Genomic DNA, 16779 nt, shown 5'->3' on the forward strand with positions numbered 1-16779 from the left:
GGTCAAAGGCGTGTCGCGAAAGCCACTTTCGGGACGTCTGATGTCCCGAAAGTGGCTTTCGCGACAAGGAATGCACGCCCGATGGCAGTGAAGGCCTCCCGCCGCCCAGGCACACAGCGGGCTCACAGGCGGGACACAACGCGCGCATACGACCACGGCGCACGCTCGTGTCATGGCACCCGGTCCGGTCCCGACCACCGGCCCGCGCCGGTGGTTCCGGCCCGGGCGGCTTTCTCTGCGCGCCAAGCTGACCGGCTCGATGGTGCTGCTGCTCACCTTCGTCTGCCTGGTGATCGGCGTCTCCGGCGAGATCGCCTTGCGGTCGTTCCTCACCCGCCAGATCGACGACCAGCTCTCGGCCGCGTCGGCCCGCGCCCACGACTTCGCGAGCCGGCCGCCGGAGGACGGTCTCGGGCCCGATCCGCTCAACGCGCCCGGCCAGGCCTCCGGGACGCTGAGCGTGCGCGTGTCCGGCGACCGCGTGCTCTACGCGGGAGTCCTCACCGTGCAAGGACTTCCGCAAGGGCTCTCAGCCGAGCAGGAGTCCGGCCTGTTCTCGATCCCGGCGGACCGGCCGCCGATGACGCTGACGATCGGCGGGCTGGGCGACTACCGCGTGCAGGCCGTCTCGATTCCCGGCGGCGTGGTCGTCACCGGGCTTCCGCTCGGTCCGATGCACGACACCCTGACCACCGTCCGGTGGATCCTGTTCGGGGTCGCGGCGGCGGGGGTCACCGGCGCCGGGTTCCTCGGCGCGTTCGCGGTCCGGCGCACGCTGCGGCCGCTCGACCGGGTCGCGGCGACCGCGGGCCGGGTGTCGGCGATGCGGCTCGACCGCGGCCAGGTCGCGCTTTCGGTGCGGGTGCCCGAGATCGACACCGATCCGCGGACCGAGGTCGGCCAGGTCGGTTCGGCCCTGAACCTCATGCTCGGGCATATCGCGCGGGCGCTCGAAGCACGGCACGCCAGCGAGACCCGGGTTCGCCGGTTCGTCGCCGACGCGAGCCATGAGCTCCGCACCCCGCTCGCGGCGATCCGCGGATACGCCGAACTCGCGGGCCGCGGCAGCGCGCTGGCGCCGCCGGAGATCGCCCATTCGATGGCCCGGATCCAGTCCGAGGCCGCGCGGATGACGACCCTGGTCGAGGACCTTCTGCTCTTGGCGAGGCTCGACGCGGGCCGCCCGCTCGAAGCGGGCGAGGTCGACCTGACCCGGCTGGCCGCGGACGCGGTCGGCGACGCGCATGTCGCCGGTCCGGAGCACCGTTGGGAACTGCGGCTCCCACCGGTTCCCGTGCTCGTGCGCGGTGACGTCCAGCGCCTGCACCAGGTTCTGGCGAACCTGCTGTCCAACGCGCGCACGCACACCCCGCCGGGCACCACGGTGATCACCGCGCTGACCCGCTCGCACGGCGGGGCCGCGGTGCTCACCGTCACCGACGACGGCCCCGGTATCGCCCCCGAACTCCTGCCGAGCGTGTTCGAACGGTTCGCCCGCGGCGACTCCTCCCGGTCCCGGACGGCGGGCAGCACCGGGCTCGGGATGGCGATCGCGTCGGCCATCGTCGTGGCGCACCACGGCTCGATCGAGGTGCACAGCCGTCCGGGACACACCGAGTTCGCCGTCCAGCTGCCGGTGATCGGATCCTCACAGCGGGTGCACAGCTCCGGCACAACCACACCCCAGGTCGGGCCCCGACGCTGAGCCCATGACCCTCCTCGCCTCCCGCGACGAAGCCGATCGAACCGCCCCCTCCGCCCGGGACCGACCGGCCGATCCGCGCTGGGTCCGGCCGTCCGTGGCCGCGCTGCTGCTCGCGACCGCCGTCCTGTATCTCTGGAATCTCGGGGAATCCGGCTGGGCCAACGCTTTCTACTCCGCGGCCGCACAGGCCGGGTCGCTGAGCTGGAAGGCGTTGTTCTTCGGTTCCAGCGACGCCGCGAACGCGATCACGGTCGACAAGACACCGGCCGCGCTGTGGGTGATGAGCCTTTCCACGCGCTTGTTCGGCGTCGACGCGTGGAGTGTCCTGGTGCCGCAGGCGTTGATGGGCGTCGGTTCGGTGGCGTTGCTGTTCGCCGCGGTGCGCCGGACTTCCGGTCCGGCCGCGGGACTGCTGGCGGGCACCGTCCTCGCGCTCACCCCGGCCGCCGCGCTGATGTTCCGGTTCAACAATCCCGACGCGCTGCTCGTCCTGCTCTTGACCGCGGGCGCCTATTGCGTCGTCCGCGCGCTGGAGAACGCGAGCCCGCGCTGGCTGGCCTTGGCCGGGGTCGCCGTCGGATTCGGTTTCCTCGCCAAGATGCTGCAGGCGTTCCTGGTGCTGCCCGCGTTCGGACTCGCCTACCTGATCGCCGCTCCGGCGACGGTGGGCCGCCGCCTGCTGCACCTGATCGGAGCGTTGGGCGCGACACTGCTGTCGGCAGGCTGGTACCTCGCCGTCGTCGCGCTGTGGCCGGCCGCCGACCGGCCGTACATCGGCGGCTCACAGGAGAACAGCCTGTGGGAACTGGCTTTCGGCTACAACGGCCTCGGCCGTATCACCGGCGACGAGGTCGGCAGCGTCGGCGGAAACCCCAACGGCGGCTGGGGCGGCACGGGCTGGGACCGGTTGTTAGGGAGCGAGATGGCGGGCGGGATCGCGTGGCTGCTTCCGGCCGCCGTCGTCGCGCTGGCCGCCGGGCTGTGGTTCACCCGCCGCGCCCCGCGCACCGATCGCGGGCGGGCGGCGCTGATCGTCTGGGGTGGCTGGTTCCTGGTGACCGCCCTGGTGTTCAGCTACATGAGCGGGATCATCCACGCCTACTACACGATCGCGCTCGCCCCGGCGATCGCCGCGCTCGCCGGGATCGCGGGCACCCGGTTGTGGCGCGCACGGGGGAATCCGGCGGCCGCGGGCACCTTGAGCGCGGGAATCGGCTTGACCGCGTTGACGGCGTACCTCCTGCTGTCCCGGCGACCCGACTGGCTTCCCGGACTGTCGATCGCGATCCTCGTGGCCGGTCTCCTGTGCGCGTTCCTGGTGTTCTTCGCCTCGCGATTGCCCGGCGCGGCAAGGCGTCTGCTCGCGGCAGGCACACTGGTCACCGTTCTCGCGGGCACCGGCGCGTACACGGTCGCGACGGCCGCCACCCCGCACTCCGGCGCGCTTCCCTCCGCCGGGCCGGATCTGGGCCGGGGTATGCGGATGGGCGGCGGCGGACTGCTCGGGACGAGCCTGCCCGGTGAGGAACTCGCCGCCCTGATCCGGCGGGACAGTGCGAAGTACACCTGGGCGGCGGCGACCGTGGGCTCCAACAACGCGGCGGGCTACCAGCTGGGAAGCGGGGCCCCGGTGATGGCCGTCGGCGGGTTCAACGGCACGGACCCCGCCCCCACACTGGAACGGTTTCAGGAGTACGTCCGAAATGGACAGATCCACTACTTCCTCGGGGAAGGCATGATGATGCGCGGGGAGAGCGGCAGCGACGCCGCCGAGCGGATCGCCGCCTGGGTCGCGGACACCTTCACACCGACCACTGTGGACGGTGTCACCGCCTACGACCTGAGCCGGTGAATCCCGTGACAGGACACAGCGACAGCACAGCTCGGACACAAGGCGACCTCAGCGCGATGACCGAGATTGACACCATGACAACCGCGATCCTCTCCGGCGCCGACTCCGGCCGCCGCCCCGCCATCGCCCCGGACGGCTCCCCCGTGCTTGACGTCGTCATCCCCGTCTACAACGAGGAAACCGACCTCGAGCCGTGCGTCCGGCGCCTGCGCGCGCATCTCGTGGAGCAGTTCCCGTATCCGTTCCGGATCACCGTGGCCGACAACGCCAGCACCGACGGCACCTTGCGCGTCGCCGAACGGCTGAGCCGCGAATTCGACGACGTCGAAGTCCGCCACCTCGACGAAAAGGGCCGCGGCCGCGCGCTGCGCTCGGTCTGGTCCACTTCGGACGCTCCGGTGCTCGCGTACATGGACGTCGACCTCTCGACCGATCTGGCCGCGCTCGGACCACTCGTCGCGCCGCTGCTGTCCGGTCACTCCGACCTCGCCATCGGCAGCAGGCTCGCCCGCGGCGCGCGGGTGGTGCGCGGGCCGAAACGGGAGTTCATCTCCCGCTGCTACAACCTGATCCTGCGCGGCACGCTGGCGGCGAGGTTCAGCGACGCGCAATGCGGCTTCAAGGCCATCCGCGCCGACGTCGCCGAGCGGCTGCTCCCCCACATCCAGGACACCGGCTGGTTCTTCGACACCGAACTGCTCGTCCTGGCGCAGAAGGCCGGGCTGCGGATCCACGAGGTCCCCGTCGACTGGGTGGACGACCCGGACTCGTCGGTGAACATCATCGCCACCGCGACCGCCGATCTCAAAGGGATCGCGCGGCTGGCCAAGGCGACGATGACGGGGCGGATCCCGATCAGCGGCCTGCGCGAACAACTCGGCCGCGCGCCGATCCGGATACAGGCGCCGGGCGTGGCGCCGAGCCTGGTGCGGCAGCTGGTGCGGTTCGCCGCCGTCGGCGTCGCCAGCACCATCGCCTACCTCGTGCTCTTCCTGCTGCTACGGACGTTCACCGGCGCGCAGGCGGCGAATCTCGTCGCGCTGCTGGTGACCGCGATCGGCAACACCGCGCTCAACCGGCGGCTGACGTTCGGCATCCGCGGCCGGGAAGGCGCCGGGCTGCACCAGTTCCAGGGTCTCATCGTGTTCGGCCTCGGGCTCGCGCTCACCAGCGGCGCGCTGGCGTTGCTGCACACGATGACGGCTCCAGGCCTGCCGCTCGAGATCACCGCGCTCGTGCTCGCGAACCTCGCGGCCACCGTCCTGCGCTTCCTGCTGCTGCGCGGCTGGGTGTTCCGCCGCCGCCCCGCCACCGAGATGGAGAGCTGACCCCATGACCACCGCACTCGCTTCCCGGGTGGACCCCGGCCACGCCGGGGAAAGCGCCACGAAACCACCCGGCCGGTGGGTCCGGCCCGCCGTCTTCGGGCTGCTCGCCGCCACCGCGCTGCTGTATCTCTGGAACCTGACCGCCTCCGGCTACGGCAACTCGTTCTACGCCGCGGCGGTGCAGTCCGGCACGCAGGACTGGAAGGCGTGGCTGTTCGGCTCGCTCGACGCCGGGAACGTGGTCACCGTCGACAAACCGCCCGCCGCGCTCTGGGTGACGACGGCGTTCGCCCGGATCTTCGGCTTCTCCGGTTTCACCGTGCTGGCCCCGCAGGCGCTGATGGGCGTCGCCTCGGTCGGCCTGCTGTACCTGACGGTGAAACGGACCTCCGGCCCCGTCGCCGGCCTGTTCGCCGGGGCGGCGTTCGCCGTCACCCCGGTCGCCGCGCTCATGTTCAGGTTCAACAATCCCGACGCGTTCCTGACGTTGCTGCTGATCGCCGGCGGATACTGCACGATCCGCGCGATCGAGAAGGCGAGCCCGCGCTGGCTGGCCTTCGCCGGTGTCGCCATCGGGTTCGGCTTCCTGACCAAGATGATGCAGGCGTTCCTGGTGCTGCCCGCGTTCGGGCTCGCCTACCTGGTCGCGGCGCCGGCGTCGCTCGGGAAACGGTTGCTCCACCTGGCAGGCGCGGTGGTCGCCGTGGTCGTCTCGGCGGGCTGGTTCATCGCGCTGGTCGATCTCTGGCCGACGGACTCGCGTCCGTACATCGGGGGCTCGGACGGTGACAGCCTGCTCGAACTGGCCTTGGGCTACAACGGACTCGGCCGGATCTTCGGCCGGGGTGGCGGCGGCGTGATGGTCGGCCCCGGGGGCGCTGTCAGCTCCGGCGGCGGGAACGTCGGTTTCGGCGGGGAGAGCGGCCTGACCCGGATGTTCGGCGCGAGCTTCGGCGGCGAGGTGTCGTGGCTGCTTCCCGCGGCGCTGATCGGGCTGGTCGCGGGGCTGTGGTTCACCCGGCGGGCCGCCGGGACCGACCGGACGAGGGCCGCGCTGATCGTGTGGGGCGGCTGGATGCTCGTCACCGCGCTGGTGTTCAGCTTCATGAGCGGCATCGTGCATCCGTACTACGCCGTCGCGCTGGCGCCGTCGATCGCCGCCGTGGCGGCGATCTCCGGGACCGCGTTGTGGCGCGGCCGGGCGTATCTCGCGCCTCGGGTGTTCCTGTCGCTGATGATCGCGGCCAGCGCCGTCTGGGCGTACATTCTGCTGGACCGCGACGCCGGCTGGCTGCCCGCGCTGCGCTGGATCATCGCCGGGCTCGGCCTGCTGACCGCGACCGTCGTGCTGGTGGGTGTCCCGCCGGCACGCAAACTCGTCGCCGTCGTCGCGGCGGCCGCCGTCCTGACCGCCGGGCTCGGCACCACCGCGTACGGCATCGAGACCGCTTCGCAGGCGCACTCCGGTTCCATCCCGCTCTCCGGCCCGGCGACCGGCGGCGAACGGGGAATGGGGATGGGCATGGGAATAGAGGAAGGCTCGTCCGCGGAGATCGGGGCCGCGCTCGCCGCGACCACGACGAAATGGGCCGCCGCGACGACGAGTTCGCAATCGGCGGCGAACCTGGAACTCGCGAGCGGGAAATCGGTGATCGGCATCGGCGGCTGGAGCGGCGGGGATCCCGCCCCGACGCTGGCCGAATTCCAGGAGTACGTGGCAAACGGCGACATCACCTACTACGTCGAAGGCGGCCGCGGCGGCGGGCCGGGTGGCGGCTCGAACGAGATCTCCGAATGGGTCGCCGAGAACTTCAGTGCCACCACTGTCGGCGAGCACACGGTGTACCACCTGCTCTCCTGAAATTCCGTCGACAACGTTGGGGCGCACGGGAATCCTGGACGGCATGAATCGGCCGTACCGCTGGGATCTCGTGCGCCCCGACCAGCTCGGGACGCTACTGGAACGCGCCGGAAAACCGTCGCTGTGGTTCCTGGACGAGCTGATCGAATGCGCCGCGAAGGTGATCGCCCGCGCCGGTGACGCGGATCTGTACTTCGTCGGGCGCTCCGCCGACAGCGTGCACGATCTGCTGAGCGGAACCCCTTGGCGGGAAAGGATCCACCAGCTGCCGCTGTCGTTCGCAGGGGCCTACACCGGACTGAAGGAGTCCGATGTGGACACTCTGCGCGGCTATCTCGCTTCGATGGGGCTGAGCCCGCACGACCTGGCCCGCGGGCGGCCGAAGGTGTTCGTCGACCTCGTCTACACAGGACAGACGTTCACCGAGCTCTACGGATTCCTGCGGCGCTGGATCGAGGACGAACGCGAGGCCTGGAGCATCATCCGGGGACGGCTCCGGTTCGTCGGGATCACCATCCGCGAGGACACGAGCCCGACGGCGTTCCGCTGGCAGCAGCAGTTCGGCTGGCCCGCCGACCTGCCCGCGAACGGCGTCCGGAACATCTCGCTCGCCGAGCCGGTCTGGCTCTACTTCGGCAACACGCAGCCCAAGCTCACGGCGTCGTTCCCGCGGCCGCGCTGGTCGGACGAGAACGGCCGCGCGCCGGAGCATTCGGAAAAGCGGCTGCAGGGGCTGGCCGAGGCGGTCGCGATCGTCGAGGCGGGCCGCTCGAAGGCGGGGCGGGACCTGCTGGTGCGGCATCTGCGGAAGGAACCGGCGATGGCGGAGAGCTGGCTGCGGACGCTGATCACGCGCCTGCGCTGACCGCCAAGGCGTAACTCGCGTGCTTAAAGGCGTAACTCGCGTGATCGGAGGCGTAACTCGCGTGTGACGCCTCCAAGCACGCGAGTTACGTCTCTGATCACGTGAGTTACGCCTTCAAGCACGAGAGCGGACCGACAGGCGCCCGACACCGAACCCTCAGGTCGCCCACAGGTTCACGGCGCACCCTGGAAGCAGGGAATCACTTACCCAGGGGTGAGGAGAAGACCATGAGGGAACTTCCGCACTGGCACACGGCGAGCGCGCAGGGGCCGCGCGAACACAACGCGGACGCCGTCGCGGCGTACGCGGCCCCGGCCGGCCGGGGGATCGTGTTCGCACTGGCCGATGGAGTCGGAGATCACCCGAACGCGGCGCGCGCGGCCCGGACGGCCGCCTCGGCGGCCTCCAGGACACCGGTCGAGCAGGGGGCGGCCGGGGCCGTTCTCGCTGCTCAGCGGGCCGTGCTCGCGCTCGGTGAGGCCGGTGACTGCGTCCTCGTCGTGGCCGTGCGGACCGACGAGGGGTATGGCATCGCGTGGGTCGGGGACGCACGGGCGTACGCTTGGGACGGTTACACCGTGCGGCAGGTGACGAAGGACCATACGCTCGCGCAGTACTTCCGCGACCACGGACAACCCGTGACACCGCGGATGGAACACGTCGTCACCACCAGCGTCCGCACGGCCGGTGCGCACGAGATCGGCACGGCCACCGTCACGACCGGCGGGCTCGTGCTCACCAGCGACGGTGTGCACAAGACGCTCAGCGGGCCGACCATGCTCGACATCCTCGGGATGCCGGACAGGGCGGCCACCGAGCTGGTGCGGACGGCGATCTCGCTCGGTGGCTCCGACAACGCCACCGCGCTCGTGGTGGATCCGCCCGGCGCGGACGTCACCACGGAAAAGTTTCGCGTCGCGGCCTGAACCGGGCGGTCAGGCCGCGACGCGATCCCGTTTCAGCTGCCGGTACTCGCGCAGGACCAGCACGACGATCACCACGTCGAGGGCGGCGAAGAACGGAAGCGCGAGCGAGTGGGTGTGGAACGCGCGGAAGATCTCGTAGACCACGAACGCCGAAAGCACCACGGCGGCGACGGGGTACGCCCGCATCACCTTCTTCGCCAGCGCCCAGACCAGGCCGAGTTTGATGAGCCCGTGCGCCACGAGATACACGACGGCGAACGTCCGGCCTTCGGCGAAGTGACCTGCGGCGAGTTCGAGGTGCCGGGCCAGCGTCCCCTCGGGGTCGCCGAGCAGGTCACGGGTGACGACGGCGTGCGCGAAACCGGAGATGAGCGACGCCGGCACGATCAGCAGGACGAGCCCGCCCAACAGCTGCAATGCGCCGTCCAGCCCCTTCAGGGTGATGGCGATCCGGAACAGCTTTTCGGTGCTCATGTCGCTTCACCCTGCCGCACCCCGCCGTCACTCGCAGCCGCCGTCACCGGAACAGGCGGTCCCGGCAGGCCGGGCACCGCTCGTGCCGGGCGGTCCGCCGGGAGCGGTCCCTGCCGTAGAAGGGAAAGCACGGCGCGCCGCAGACGGCGAGATAGATCCGCCCGCAGCGCAGCGGCCGCTCTCCGACGTGGTGGGCCACGAGCAGCGCCCGGTGGCGCTCTCCCGCTTCGGGCAGCCAGCCGTCGTCCGGCAGCTTCGCGAGCACGCCGGCGTTGACGTCGTCCGAACGGGCGAGCAGTGCGGTGCCGAGGTCGGTGAGCCGTTCCCCGAGATCACGGAGGACGTCGGCGCGCGGCATGTCCTCCTCGACCATCCGGGTGACGACGCCGATGTCGGTGCCCAAGGAGCCGTGGAGGTCCCGGAGCCGGTCGAGCAGTCGGTGATCCATGCCCTTCCATTAAGGCGTTGCGCCACCGCAAGGAAAGACTCAGGACGCGTAGGTGACACGCCCGTCCATGATCGTGGCGGTGACGGGCATGTCGCGCAGCCCGGCCGGGGACAGCCGCGCCGGATCCACCGCGGTGACGACCAGATCCGCGACGTCCCCGACGGCCACCGACGTCCGGCCACCGGACGACGCGGCGAGCGCGGCCTCCAGCGGCATGGCCTGCTCGGGATGCCACGGCGGGCGCTCGTCGTCGGTGCGGCTGACCGCCGACGCGATCGCGTCCCACGGGTCCAGCGGCGCGACCGGCGCGTCCGAACCGAACTCCAGCGTCACCCCGGAGCGATGCAGGGCGCCGTACGGGAAGGCACGGTCGGTCCAGCCGTGCCAGTGCCGGTCGGCGACGTCGCGGTCGTCCGGCTGATGGGCGGGCTGCACACTCGCCACGACACCCAGCTCGGCGAACCGCGCGACGTCCTCGGCGCACAACAGCTGCGCGTGCTCGATGCGGCCGGCGCAGCCGACCTTCGCGAAGGCGTCGAGCGCGATCTTGTTGGCGTGGTCGCCGATCGCGTGCACCGCGGGCGAAAGGCCGTGCCCGGACGCCTTGCGCATCAACGGTTCCAGCTCCTCGGGCGGCAGTTCGAGCAGCCCGTGGGACTCGGTTCCGGCGTAGTGACCCACGCAGTACGCGGTGCGCGTGTTCAGCGAACCGTCGACGAACAGCTTGAACGGGCCGACCGTGAGCAGCCCGCCGCTGTCCTCCAGCACGTCTCCGGAACGGTGGCCGCGTTCGATGGCCGTGTCGAGCAGGTACTTCGCGATCACGCAGGAGACCCGGACCGGCAGGGGTCTCCGCGCCTGCCGTCGCCGCCAGTCGGTGACCGTGTCGGCGTATTCGTAGTCGGCGATCCTGGTGACGCCGCGGGCGGCCGCCGCGTCGAGGGCGTCGGCCACCCAGCCGTCGACGACGTCCTCGGGAGCGATCGGGAGTTCGGCCGTCGCGCTCATGCAGTCGTTCTCCAGCAGCACCCCGGTCGGGTGCTCGCGGCCGATGAGCTTGAGCGCGGCGGGACTGAGCCACAGCGTGTGGAGGTCGGCGCTGAACAGCGCGACCGGATGCCCGGGCAGCGCCTTCTGCAGCAGATCCTTGTGCGGGGCGTCGGGCCAGAGCCCGTCGCGGAACCCGGCGCCGAGCACGAGCTCGCCGGGCGGCGCGGGATTCGCCAGCAGGTGTGCCAGCACGAGCTCGACCGTGTGCGCGGCGGAAGTCGCGTCCCCCAGCGGGATCCGGCGGCGCGCGGCCGACCACTGGGCGGTGTGCACGTGCGCGTCGACCAGGCCGGGCAGCAGGGTGCCGCCGTGCCCGTCCAGGATCTCCGACGCCTCACCCGCCTGCCCCGGGCCCGCGATGGCCGCGATCCGGCCGCCCTCGATCCGCACGTCCGACAGGGAACCCGCCAAGCCGACCCGGACCCGGCGCAACAGAAGATCGTCCACGCCTTCACCTTGCCAGCCCTTCCGCGTTTCGTCCTCTGGATGCGGTGGTTCGCGATGCCGACTACCGCATTTAGAGGACGAAACGCAGGGCGTCAGGAGCGGGCGAAGGTGAGCTTTCCGAGCGCGGCGACCAAAGGCGCGAGTTCGGGGAGTTCCTCGGCGGCGGCCAAAGCCTCGGTCAGCACGGCGTCGTGCGTCGGCCGGGCGGCCGCGAGCAGCTCCTGCCCCGACGGCGTGACCTCCGTGTAGATCCCCCGCCGGTCGTCCGGGCAGAGGTACCGCTGCAGCAGCCCCCGGTCCTCCAGCCGCGACACCAGCCGGGTCGTCGCCGACTGGCTGAGCACGACGGCGTTCGACAGCTGGTTCATCCGCAGGTGGAAACCGTCCTGCCGGGCGAGCACGTCCAGCACGGTGTACTCGCTGACGGACAGCGAGTGCTGCTGCGCCAGCGCGCGCTCCAGCGCGTCCTCGATCCGCGCGTGCAGTGCGGCCAGGGTCCGCCAGCCCTGCGCGCGTGCCTCCACGGCGTCGTCGGCCAGTGACACGGTTCACCTCTTCCCCGGTTGCCCGAGCTTCGTTGCGTCATGCATCATCAAGCGTGTGCAATATACGGCGCGTGCAACTATTTCAGACGCCCGTAGTTGCCAACGCCAGACAACACCACTCTACGGGAAGAAGTGAGCCTCCAATGCCTGCCGCTCTGCTCGCACTGGCGATCAGTGCCTTCGGTATCGGCACCACCGAGTTCGTGATCATGGGCCTGCTGCCCGAGGTCGCGGGCGACTTCGGCGTCTCGATCCCCTCCGCCGGACTGCTGATCTCCGGATACGCGCTGGGCGTCGTGGTCGGTGCCCCGCTGCTGACCGCGCTCGCGTCGCGGGTGCCGCGCAAGACGGTCCTGGTCGGCCTGATGCTCCTGTTCATCGCCGGCAACGTCGTTTCGGCGCTGGCCCCCACCTACGGCCTGCTGATGACCGGCCGCGTGGTCGCCGCGCTCTCGCACGGCGCGTTCTTCGGTGTCGGCGCGGTCGTCGCCGCCTCGCTGGTCGCGCCGAACAAGCAGGCGGGCGCCATCGCGATGATGTTCACCGGGCTGACCGTCGCCAACGTCCTCGGAGTGCCCGCCGGGACCGCGCTCGGCCAGGCGCTGGGCTGGCGTTCGACGTTCTGGGCGGTCAGCGCGCTCGGCGTGATCGGCCTGATCGGGATCCTCGCGCTGGTCCCCGTTCAGGCGACGACGAAGAGCGCCGGGCTGCGCAGCGAACTGGCCGTGTTCCGGCGTCCGCAGGTGTGGCTCGCGCTGGCGATGACCGCGCTCGGCTTCGCCGGGGTGTTCGCGTCCTTCACCTACATCGCCCCGATGATGACCGAGGTCGCCGGTTTCTCCCCCGGCGCGGTGACCTGGCTGCTCGTGCTGTTCGGCGGCGGCCTGTTCGTCGGCAATCTGCTCGGCGGCAAGGCGGCCGACCGGTCGCTGATGCCCAGCCTGTACGTCATCCTCGCCGTGCTCGCGGCCGTGCTGGTCGTGTTCGTCTTCACCGCGCACGCCCAGCTCCCCGCCGCGATCACCATCGCGGTCTTCGGCGCCGCCGGTTTCGCGACCGTCGCGCCGCTGCAGGCCCGCGTCATGAACAAGGCCGAAGGCGCGCCCGCGCTGGCTTCGGCGGCCAACATCGCCGCGTTCAACCTCGGCAACGCCGGGGGCGCGTGGCTCGGCGGCAAGGCCATCGACGCCGGCCTCGGCTACACCGCGCCCAACTGGATCGGCGCCGCGCTCGCGCTCGCCGGACTGCTGGTCGCGGTCATCTCGGGCATGCTCGACCACGGGCGGCGAAAGGCTCGTCGCGCCGAACTGGCCCCCGCCGCCTGACCCGCAAATACCCACGAAAGGAAAGCAAGTGACCGACATTCCCACCGTCAAGCTCAACAACGGGGTGGAGATGCCGCAGCTCGGGTTCGGCGTCTTCCAGGTGCCGGACGAGGAGACCACCGCCGCGGTCAAGGCCGCGCTGGACGCGGGCTACCGCAGCATCGACACCGCCGCCGTCTACGGCAACGAAGCGGGCGTCGGCAAGGCGCTCGCCGAGTCCGGGATCGCCCGCGACGAGCTGTTCATCACCACCAAACTGTGGAACAGCGAACAGGGCTACGACGCCACGCTGAAGGCGTTCGACGCCAGTATGACCAAGCTGGGCCTCGAGCAGCTGGACCTCTATCTCATCCACTGGCCGACGCCGGAGCGCGATCTCTACCGCGACACGTGGAAGGCCTTCGAGAAGCTCTACGCCGACGGCCGGGTGCGCGCGATCGGCGTGTCCAACTTCCAGCCCGCGCATCTCGAACGGCTTCTCGACGCCGGCTCGGTGACCCCGGCGGTCAACCAGGTCGAGGTGCACCCGTACCTGCAGCAGGCCGCGGTGCGCGAATTCGACGCGAAGCACGGCATCGCGACCGAGGCGTGGAGCCCGCTGGCCAAGGGCGGCGACCTGCTCGGCGAGGGCGCGATCACCGCGCTGGCCGCCAAGCACGGCCGCACGCCGGCGCAGATCGTCCTGCGGTGGCACCTGCAGCTCGGCAACGTCGTCATCCCGAAGTCCGTGACGCCGTCGCGGATCAAGGAGAACCTCGACGTCTTCGGGTTCACGCTGTCGGAGGAGGACATCGCTTCGCTGTCCGTGCTGGACCGCGGTGAGCGGACGGGGCCGGATCCCGACACCTTCAACGTCGCCTAGTCATCAGCCTCGTGAGTGGTAAGGACGGTTCTAACCGTCCTTACCACTCACGAGGCTTCGGGCTGTCGCAGGTCGCGGGCGTAGCGCTTCGTTCTCGCCCGAGCCCGCTGCGTAGCCGGTTACTATTCGGCCGCACAGACGGCACTGGTGCGAAAAGAGGTAACCGGACGATGCAGGCCCGAGGACGCGCCGTCCTCGCGACACTTCTGCTCGTGGCGTTCCCAGTGGTGGTCGTCGCGGTGGGTGTCGCCAGTGTGCTGGCGGGCCTGCGGATCCAGGGCAAGATCGGCACCTACGTCATGCTCGGCGGGCTCGCGATCATGATCGCGCTCGGCTTCGGGCTGGTGAGCGCGCTGCGGGCACGGCGTCCCCCGATCGAAGGGCCGCGGCTGGACCGCGAAGCGCATCCCGCGCTGTGGCGGATGATCGACGACCTCGCCGCCCAGGTGAAGACGCGGCCGCCGGACGAGATCGTGCTGATCGGCGAGATCAACGCCGCGGTCACCGAGGACGCCCGGTTCCTCGGTCTGCGGCCGGGCCGCCGCACGATGCTGATCGGGCTGCCCCTGATGGCCGCGCTGAGCGTGAGCGAACTGCGCGCGGTGCTCGCGCACGAACTCGGCCATTACAGCGGTGGCCACACCCGGCTGCTCGCGCTGACCTACCGCGGCACCCAGACGCTCGCCTTCACCGTCGACCGGCTGGACGGCGGCCCCGCCAAGGCCCTGCTCTCCGCGTACTCGAAGCTGTACCTCCTGATCGCGCGATCGGCGAACCGGCGGCAGGAACTGCAGGCCGACGAGGCGTCCGTGCTCGCGGCGGGCAGCCGGACGGCGGCCGCGGCGCTGCGGAAGGTCGCGACGCTGAGCCCGCTGTGGAAGGACTACTCGGAGCGCTATCTCTCGCTCGGCGCGGCGGCCCGGCGCACTCCCGCCGTCCTGCTGGGGTTCCGGTCGTACCTCAATCACCCCGTCCAGCGGGACTGGGTGACCGAGTACGCCGACGACATCATCGACGGTGAGGAGCTGTCGAAGTACGACAGCCATCCGCCCACGAAGCGGCGGATCGCCGCGCTGGCCGGCGTGCCGGACAACCCGGTGAAGCCGGACGCGCGGCCGGGCTGGTCGCTTTTGGGCGCGCCGAAGATCGACGTGCCCGAAGCGGAACTGAACGTGCTGGTCCGCGACGTCGGACCGCGCGCCGACTGGGACGAAGTCGTGAAACGCGCGGGCCGCGCGTCGGTGGCTGAGGGCGCGAGGCTGCTGACCGCGGCCGGGATCGAGAGCAGGCTGGCGCCGCGCGGCACGATCGGCGAGGTCGTGCGGGTGCTGCGCGACGGGGACGCCGACGCGCTCGCCAAACCCCTTCGGGCACCGTCCCGCGAGGAGGGCCTCGCACTGCTCACCGAACTGTTCGCCGACACCGTCACCGCCGCGATGATCGACAACGGCGTCGCCGCGCACCGCCTGAACTGGGGCGGCGGCTGGGAACTGTGCCTCGGCGACGGCGAGCCGTTCGACGTCGCCGAACTGGTCGGCCCGGCGGTGCGGAGCCCGCGCGCGGTCGACGAACTGGTCCACAATCTGCAACTGCTGAGCGTGCCCGCCGGGTACTTCTGCAAGCAGGAACCCCAGCCGGAGCCGGATCCCGCCGAGGCACGGATGCTCGGGATGTTCACCGCGCTCAAGGCCAAGCGGAAGCTCTACGACCTGATCGTCTGCGACACCGAAGTGGTGTTGCTGCCGATGGCGCGCTCGGTGCTGATCCGCCGCGGCCTCGCCGGGCTGATCGGGGCGCGCGGTGTGTCGGACCGCAAGCGGATCCGGAAGCTGCGCGAGCGCGGCCTCGACGATCTGCGCGCCGAACCGGGCGCCCGGCGGATCCCGTTCTCGGACATCGTCGCGGGCGGCTTCCCCCGCCGGAAGCTCACCGCGTACCTGACGCTGGAGCTGTCCGACGGCGAGACGCTGGAACTGGCCTTCACCGGCAACACCGAGGACTTCGGGACCGCGCACGACGAACTGACGGCGCTCTTCGCCTCGCTGAGGTCTTGACGCGCTTTCGGGTTCGGTCTCGCTTCGCCCACGTCGCGAAAGCCACTTTCGCGACGCCTGATGTCCCGAAAGTGGCTTTCGCGACACGCACGCCAGTGGCAGCCCCAGACGACGCCCTAAGGCTTGATCCCCACCCCGCCGAGGCTCAGGTGGTTCAGCTCGGACAGCGGAGCGAGCCGCGGCCCCTCGGGCCACCACTCGTGCAGGTGAACGACGCCGGGCTCCAAGACCTCCAGCCCGTCGAACAGCGACTCGATCTCCTCGCGGCCGCGGTGCACGGTGCGGTGCCCGGTGCTCGCCATGAGGTCGTCGAGCTTCCGGGCGAGCGCGCCGCGTGCGCCCTCACCCGGGGTGAAGTCGTGGGTGATCAGCACGTAGGAGCCGGGCGCGATCGCGTCGACGTACGCGCGGACGACGGACCGCGCCTCGTCCAGGTCTTCGATGTGGTGCAGCACCGAGTTCAGGATCACCGCGACCGGGCGGTCCAGCTCGATGTGCTCGGCGACCACCGGATCGGCGAGGGTCTGCTCCGGATCGGTCAGATCGGCGCCGCTGACGTGGACGAGCAGGTCTTCCAGCAGTGCCAGCCCGTGCGCCTGGACGACCGGGTCGTGGTCGACGTAGACGACCAGCGCGTCCGGGTTGTACCGCTGCGCCGCCTGATGCGTGTTCTCCGAGGTGGGCAGTCCGGAGCCCAGGTCGAGGAACTGGTCGATCCCGCGGGCGCCGGCGAGGAACCGGACCACCCGGTTCGCCCAGGAGCGGAACTCCTTGGCCATCGCCGCCGCGTCGGGGGCGATGGCGAGCAGATCCTCGACCGCCCGCCTGTCGACCTCGTAGTGGTCGTGCCCGCCGAGAAGGACGTCCTTCATCCGGGCGAGGTTGGGCTTGCTGTAGTCGAGGGGGAGCGGGCGCCTCGGCACAGACCGGACCTCGTCCGAAGTCATGGACACGTTCCACCCTTCAGCCGCGCACGGGCCGCGCGAACGCGCCCACGGCTCCCTCGACATCGACGGACCGTACACAGATTACGACAT

At 70.8% G+C, this 16779-nt stretch carries 14 protein-coding genes; 9 read left to right on the forward strand and 5 right to left on the reverse strand.

The genetic code is table 11. The features are described from left to right. Window positions 1–172 precede the first annotated feature (172 nt). The 6 genes from ACXIZN_RS22555 to ACXIZN_RS22580 all read left to right on the forward strand — a co-directional run bounded on the left by ACXIZN_RS22555 (window position 173) and on the right by ACXIZN_RS22580 (window position 8537). Window positions 173–1705, forward strand: a complete 1533-nt coding sequence (locus ACXIZN_RS22555) for a sensor histidine kinase (RefSeq protein WP_457956711.1) — start codon at window positions 173–175, stop codon at window positions 1703–1705. 4 nt (window positions 1706–1709) lie between these two features. Then, window positions 1710–3557: an ArnT family glycosyltransferase gene (locus tag ACXIZN_RS22560; RefSeq protein WP_457956713.1), complete on the forward strand. Its 1848-nt coding sequence runs from the start codon at window positions 1710–1712 to the stop codon at window positions 3555–3557. Window positions 3558–3631: 74 nt separating this feature from the next. Further along, complete coding sequence (locus ACXIZN_RS22565) at window positions 3632–4885, forward strand: glycosyltransferase (protein WP_457956715.1); 1254 nt, start codon at window positions 3632–3634, stop codon at window positions 4883–4885. A 4-nt stretch (window positions 4886–4889) separates the two neighbouring features. After that, window positions 4890–6746 carry a glycosyltransferase family 39 protein gene (locus tag ACXIZN_RS22570; RefSeq protein ID WP_457956717.1) on the forward strand — a complete coding sequence of 619 codons (1857 nt, stop codon included), beginning with the start codon at window positions 4890–4892 and terminating at the stop codon, window positions 6744–6746. A gap of 43 nt (window positions 6747–6789) precedes the next feature. Continuing rightward, on the forward strand, window positions 6790–7611 hold the full coding sequence (locus ACXIZN_RS22575) for a hypothetical protein (RefSeq protein ID WP_457956719.1): 822 nt from the start codon (window positions 6790–6792) through the stop codon (window positions 7609–7611). A 227-nt stretch (window positions 7612–7838) separates the two neighbouring features. Continuing rightward, window positions 7839–8537 (forward strand): PP2C family protein-serine/threonine phosphatase, encoded by a 699-nt coding sequence (locus tag ACXIZN_RS22580; RefSeq protein ID WP_457956721.1) that lies wholly within the window; start codon window positions 7839–7841, stop codon window positions 8535–8537. 9 nt (window positions 8538–8546) lie between these two features. Here the strand turns inward: ACXIZN_RS22580 and ACXIZN_RS22585 are convergent, their stop codons facing one another. The 4 genes from ACXIZN_RS22585 to ACXIZN_RS22600 all read right to left on the reverse strand — a co-directional run bounded on the left by ACXIZN_RS22585 (window position 8547) and on the right by ACXIZN_RS22600 (window position 11501). Beyond that, a complete protein-coding gene (locus tag ACXIZN_RS22585; RefSeq protein ID WP_457956722.1) occupies window positions 8547–9011 on the reverse strand; it encodes a DUF2127 domain-containing protein in 465 nt (154 codons plus the stop codon). A gap of 43 nt (window positions 9012–9054) precedes the next feature. Next, complete coding sequence (locus ACXIZN_RS22590) at window positions 9055–9459, reverse strand: hypothetical protein (RefSeq protein ID WP_457956724.1); 405 nt, start codon at window positions 9457–9459, stop codon at window positions 9055–9057. Between the two features lie 39 nt (window positions 9460–9498). After that, complete coding sequence (locus ACXIZN_RS22595) at window positions 9499–10956, reverse strand: amidohydrolase (protein WP_457956725.1); 1458 nt, start codon at window positions 10954–10956, stop codon at window positions 9499–9501. A gap of 92 nt (window positions 10957–11048) precedes the next feature. Further along, window positions 11049–11501: a MarR family winged helix-turn-helix transcriptional regulator gene (locus ACXIZN_RS22600; RefSeq protein ID WP_192745876.1), complete on the reverse strand. Its 453-nt coding sequence runs from the start codon at window positions 11499–11501 to the stop codon at window positions 11049–11051. A 143-nt stretch (window positions 11502–11644) separates the two neighbouring features. Between ACXIZN_RS22600 and ACXIZN_RS22605 the strand changes: the two genes are divergently transcribed. From ACXIZN_RS22605 to ACXIZN_RS22615, 3 genes are all read left to right on the forward strand, one after another. Further along, window positions 11645–12826, forward strand: a complete 1182-nt coding sequence (locus tag ACXIZN_RS22605; RefSeq protein ID WP_457956726.1) for an MFS transporter — start codon at window positions 11645–11647, stop codon at window positions 12824–12826. A 28-nt stretch (window positions 12827–12854) separates the two neighbouring features. Beyond that, complete coding sequence (locus ACXIZN_RS22610; RefSeq protein WP_457956727.1) at window positions 12855–13688, forward strand: aldo/keto reductase; 834 nt, start codon at window positions 12855–12857, stop codon at window positions 13686–13688. Window positions 13689–13858: 170 nt separating this feature from the next. Next, a complete protein-coding gene (locus ACXIZN_RS22615; RefSeq protein WP_457956728.1) occupies window positions 13859–15742 on the forward strand; it encodes a M48 family metalloprotease in 1884 nt (627 codons plus the stop codon). A 116-nt stretch (window positions 15743–15858) separates the two neighbouring features. Here ACXIZN_RS22615 and ACXIZN_RS22620 read toward each other — a convergent pair whose 3' ends face one another. Next, a complete protein-coding gene (locus ACXIZN_RS22620; protein WP_457956729.1) occupies window positions 15859–16689 on the reverse strand; it encodes an SAM-dependent methyltransferase in 831 nt (276 codons plus the stop codon). Between the last annotated feature and the right edge of the window lie 90 nt (window positions 16690–16779).

It is taken from the genome of Amycolatopsis sp. TRM77291 (assembly GCF_054166285.1).

Bases quoted from the DNA above. Each gene is read 5' to 3' on its own strand.
- ACXIZN_RS22555 (WP_457956711.1), top strand. From the start codon at position 173: ATGGCACCCGGTCCGGTCCCGACCACCGGCCCGCGCCGGTGGTTCCGG.
- ACXIZN_RS22560 (WP_457956713.1), top strand. From the start codon at position 1,710: ATGACCCTCCTCGCCTCCCGCGACGAAGCCGATCGAACCGCCCCCTCC.
- ACXIZN_RS22565 (WP_457956715.1), top strand. From the start codon at position 3,632: ATGACAACCGCGATCCTCTCCGGCGCCGACTCCGGCCGCCGCCCCGCC.
- ACXIZN_RS22570 (WP_457956717.1), top strand. From the start codon at position 4,890: ATGACCACCGCACTCGCTTCCCGGGTGGACCCCGGCCACGCCGGGGAA.
- ACXIZN_RS22575 (WP_457956719.1), top strand. From the start codon at position 6,790: ATGAATCGGCCGTACCGCTGGGATCTCGTGCGCCCCGACCAGCTCGGG.
- ACXIZN_RS22580 (WP_457956721.1), top strand. From the start codon at position 7,839: ATGAGGGAACTTCCGCACTGGCACACGGCGAGCGCGCAGGGGCCGCGC.
- ACXIZN_RS22585 (WP_457956722.1), bottom strand. From the start codon at position 9,011: ATGAGCACCGAAAAGCTGTTCCGGATCGCCATCACCCTGAAGGGGCTG.
- ACXIZN_RS22590 (WP_457956724.1), bottom strand. From the start codon at position 9,459: ATGGATCACCGACTGCTCGACCGGCTCCGGGACCTCCACGGCTCCTTG.
- ACXIZN_RS22605 (WP_457956726.1), top strand. From the start codon at position 11,645: ATGCCTGCCGCTCTGCTCGCACTGGCGATCAGTGCCTTCGGTATCGGC.
- ACXIZN_RS22615 (WP_457956728.1), top strand. From the start codon at position 13,859: ATGCAGGCCCGAGGACGCGCCGTCCTCGCGACACTTCTGCTCGTGGCG.
- ACXIZN_RS22620 (WP_457956729.1), bottom strand. From the start codon at position 16,689: ATGACTTCGGACGAGGTCCGGTCTGTGCCGAGGCGCCCGCTCCCCCTC.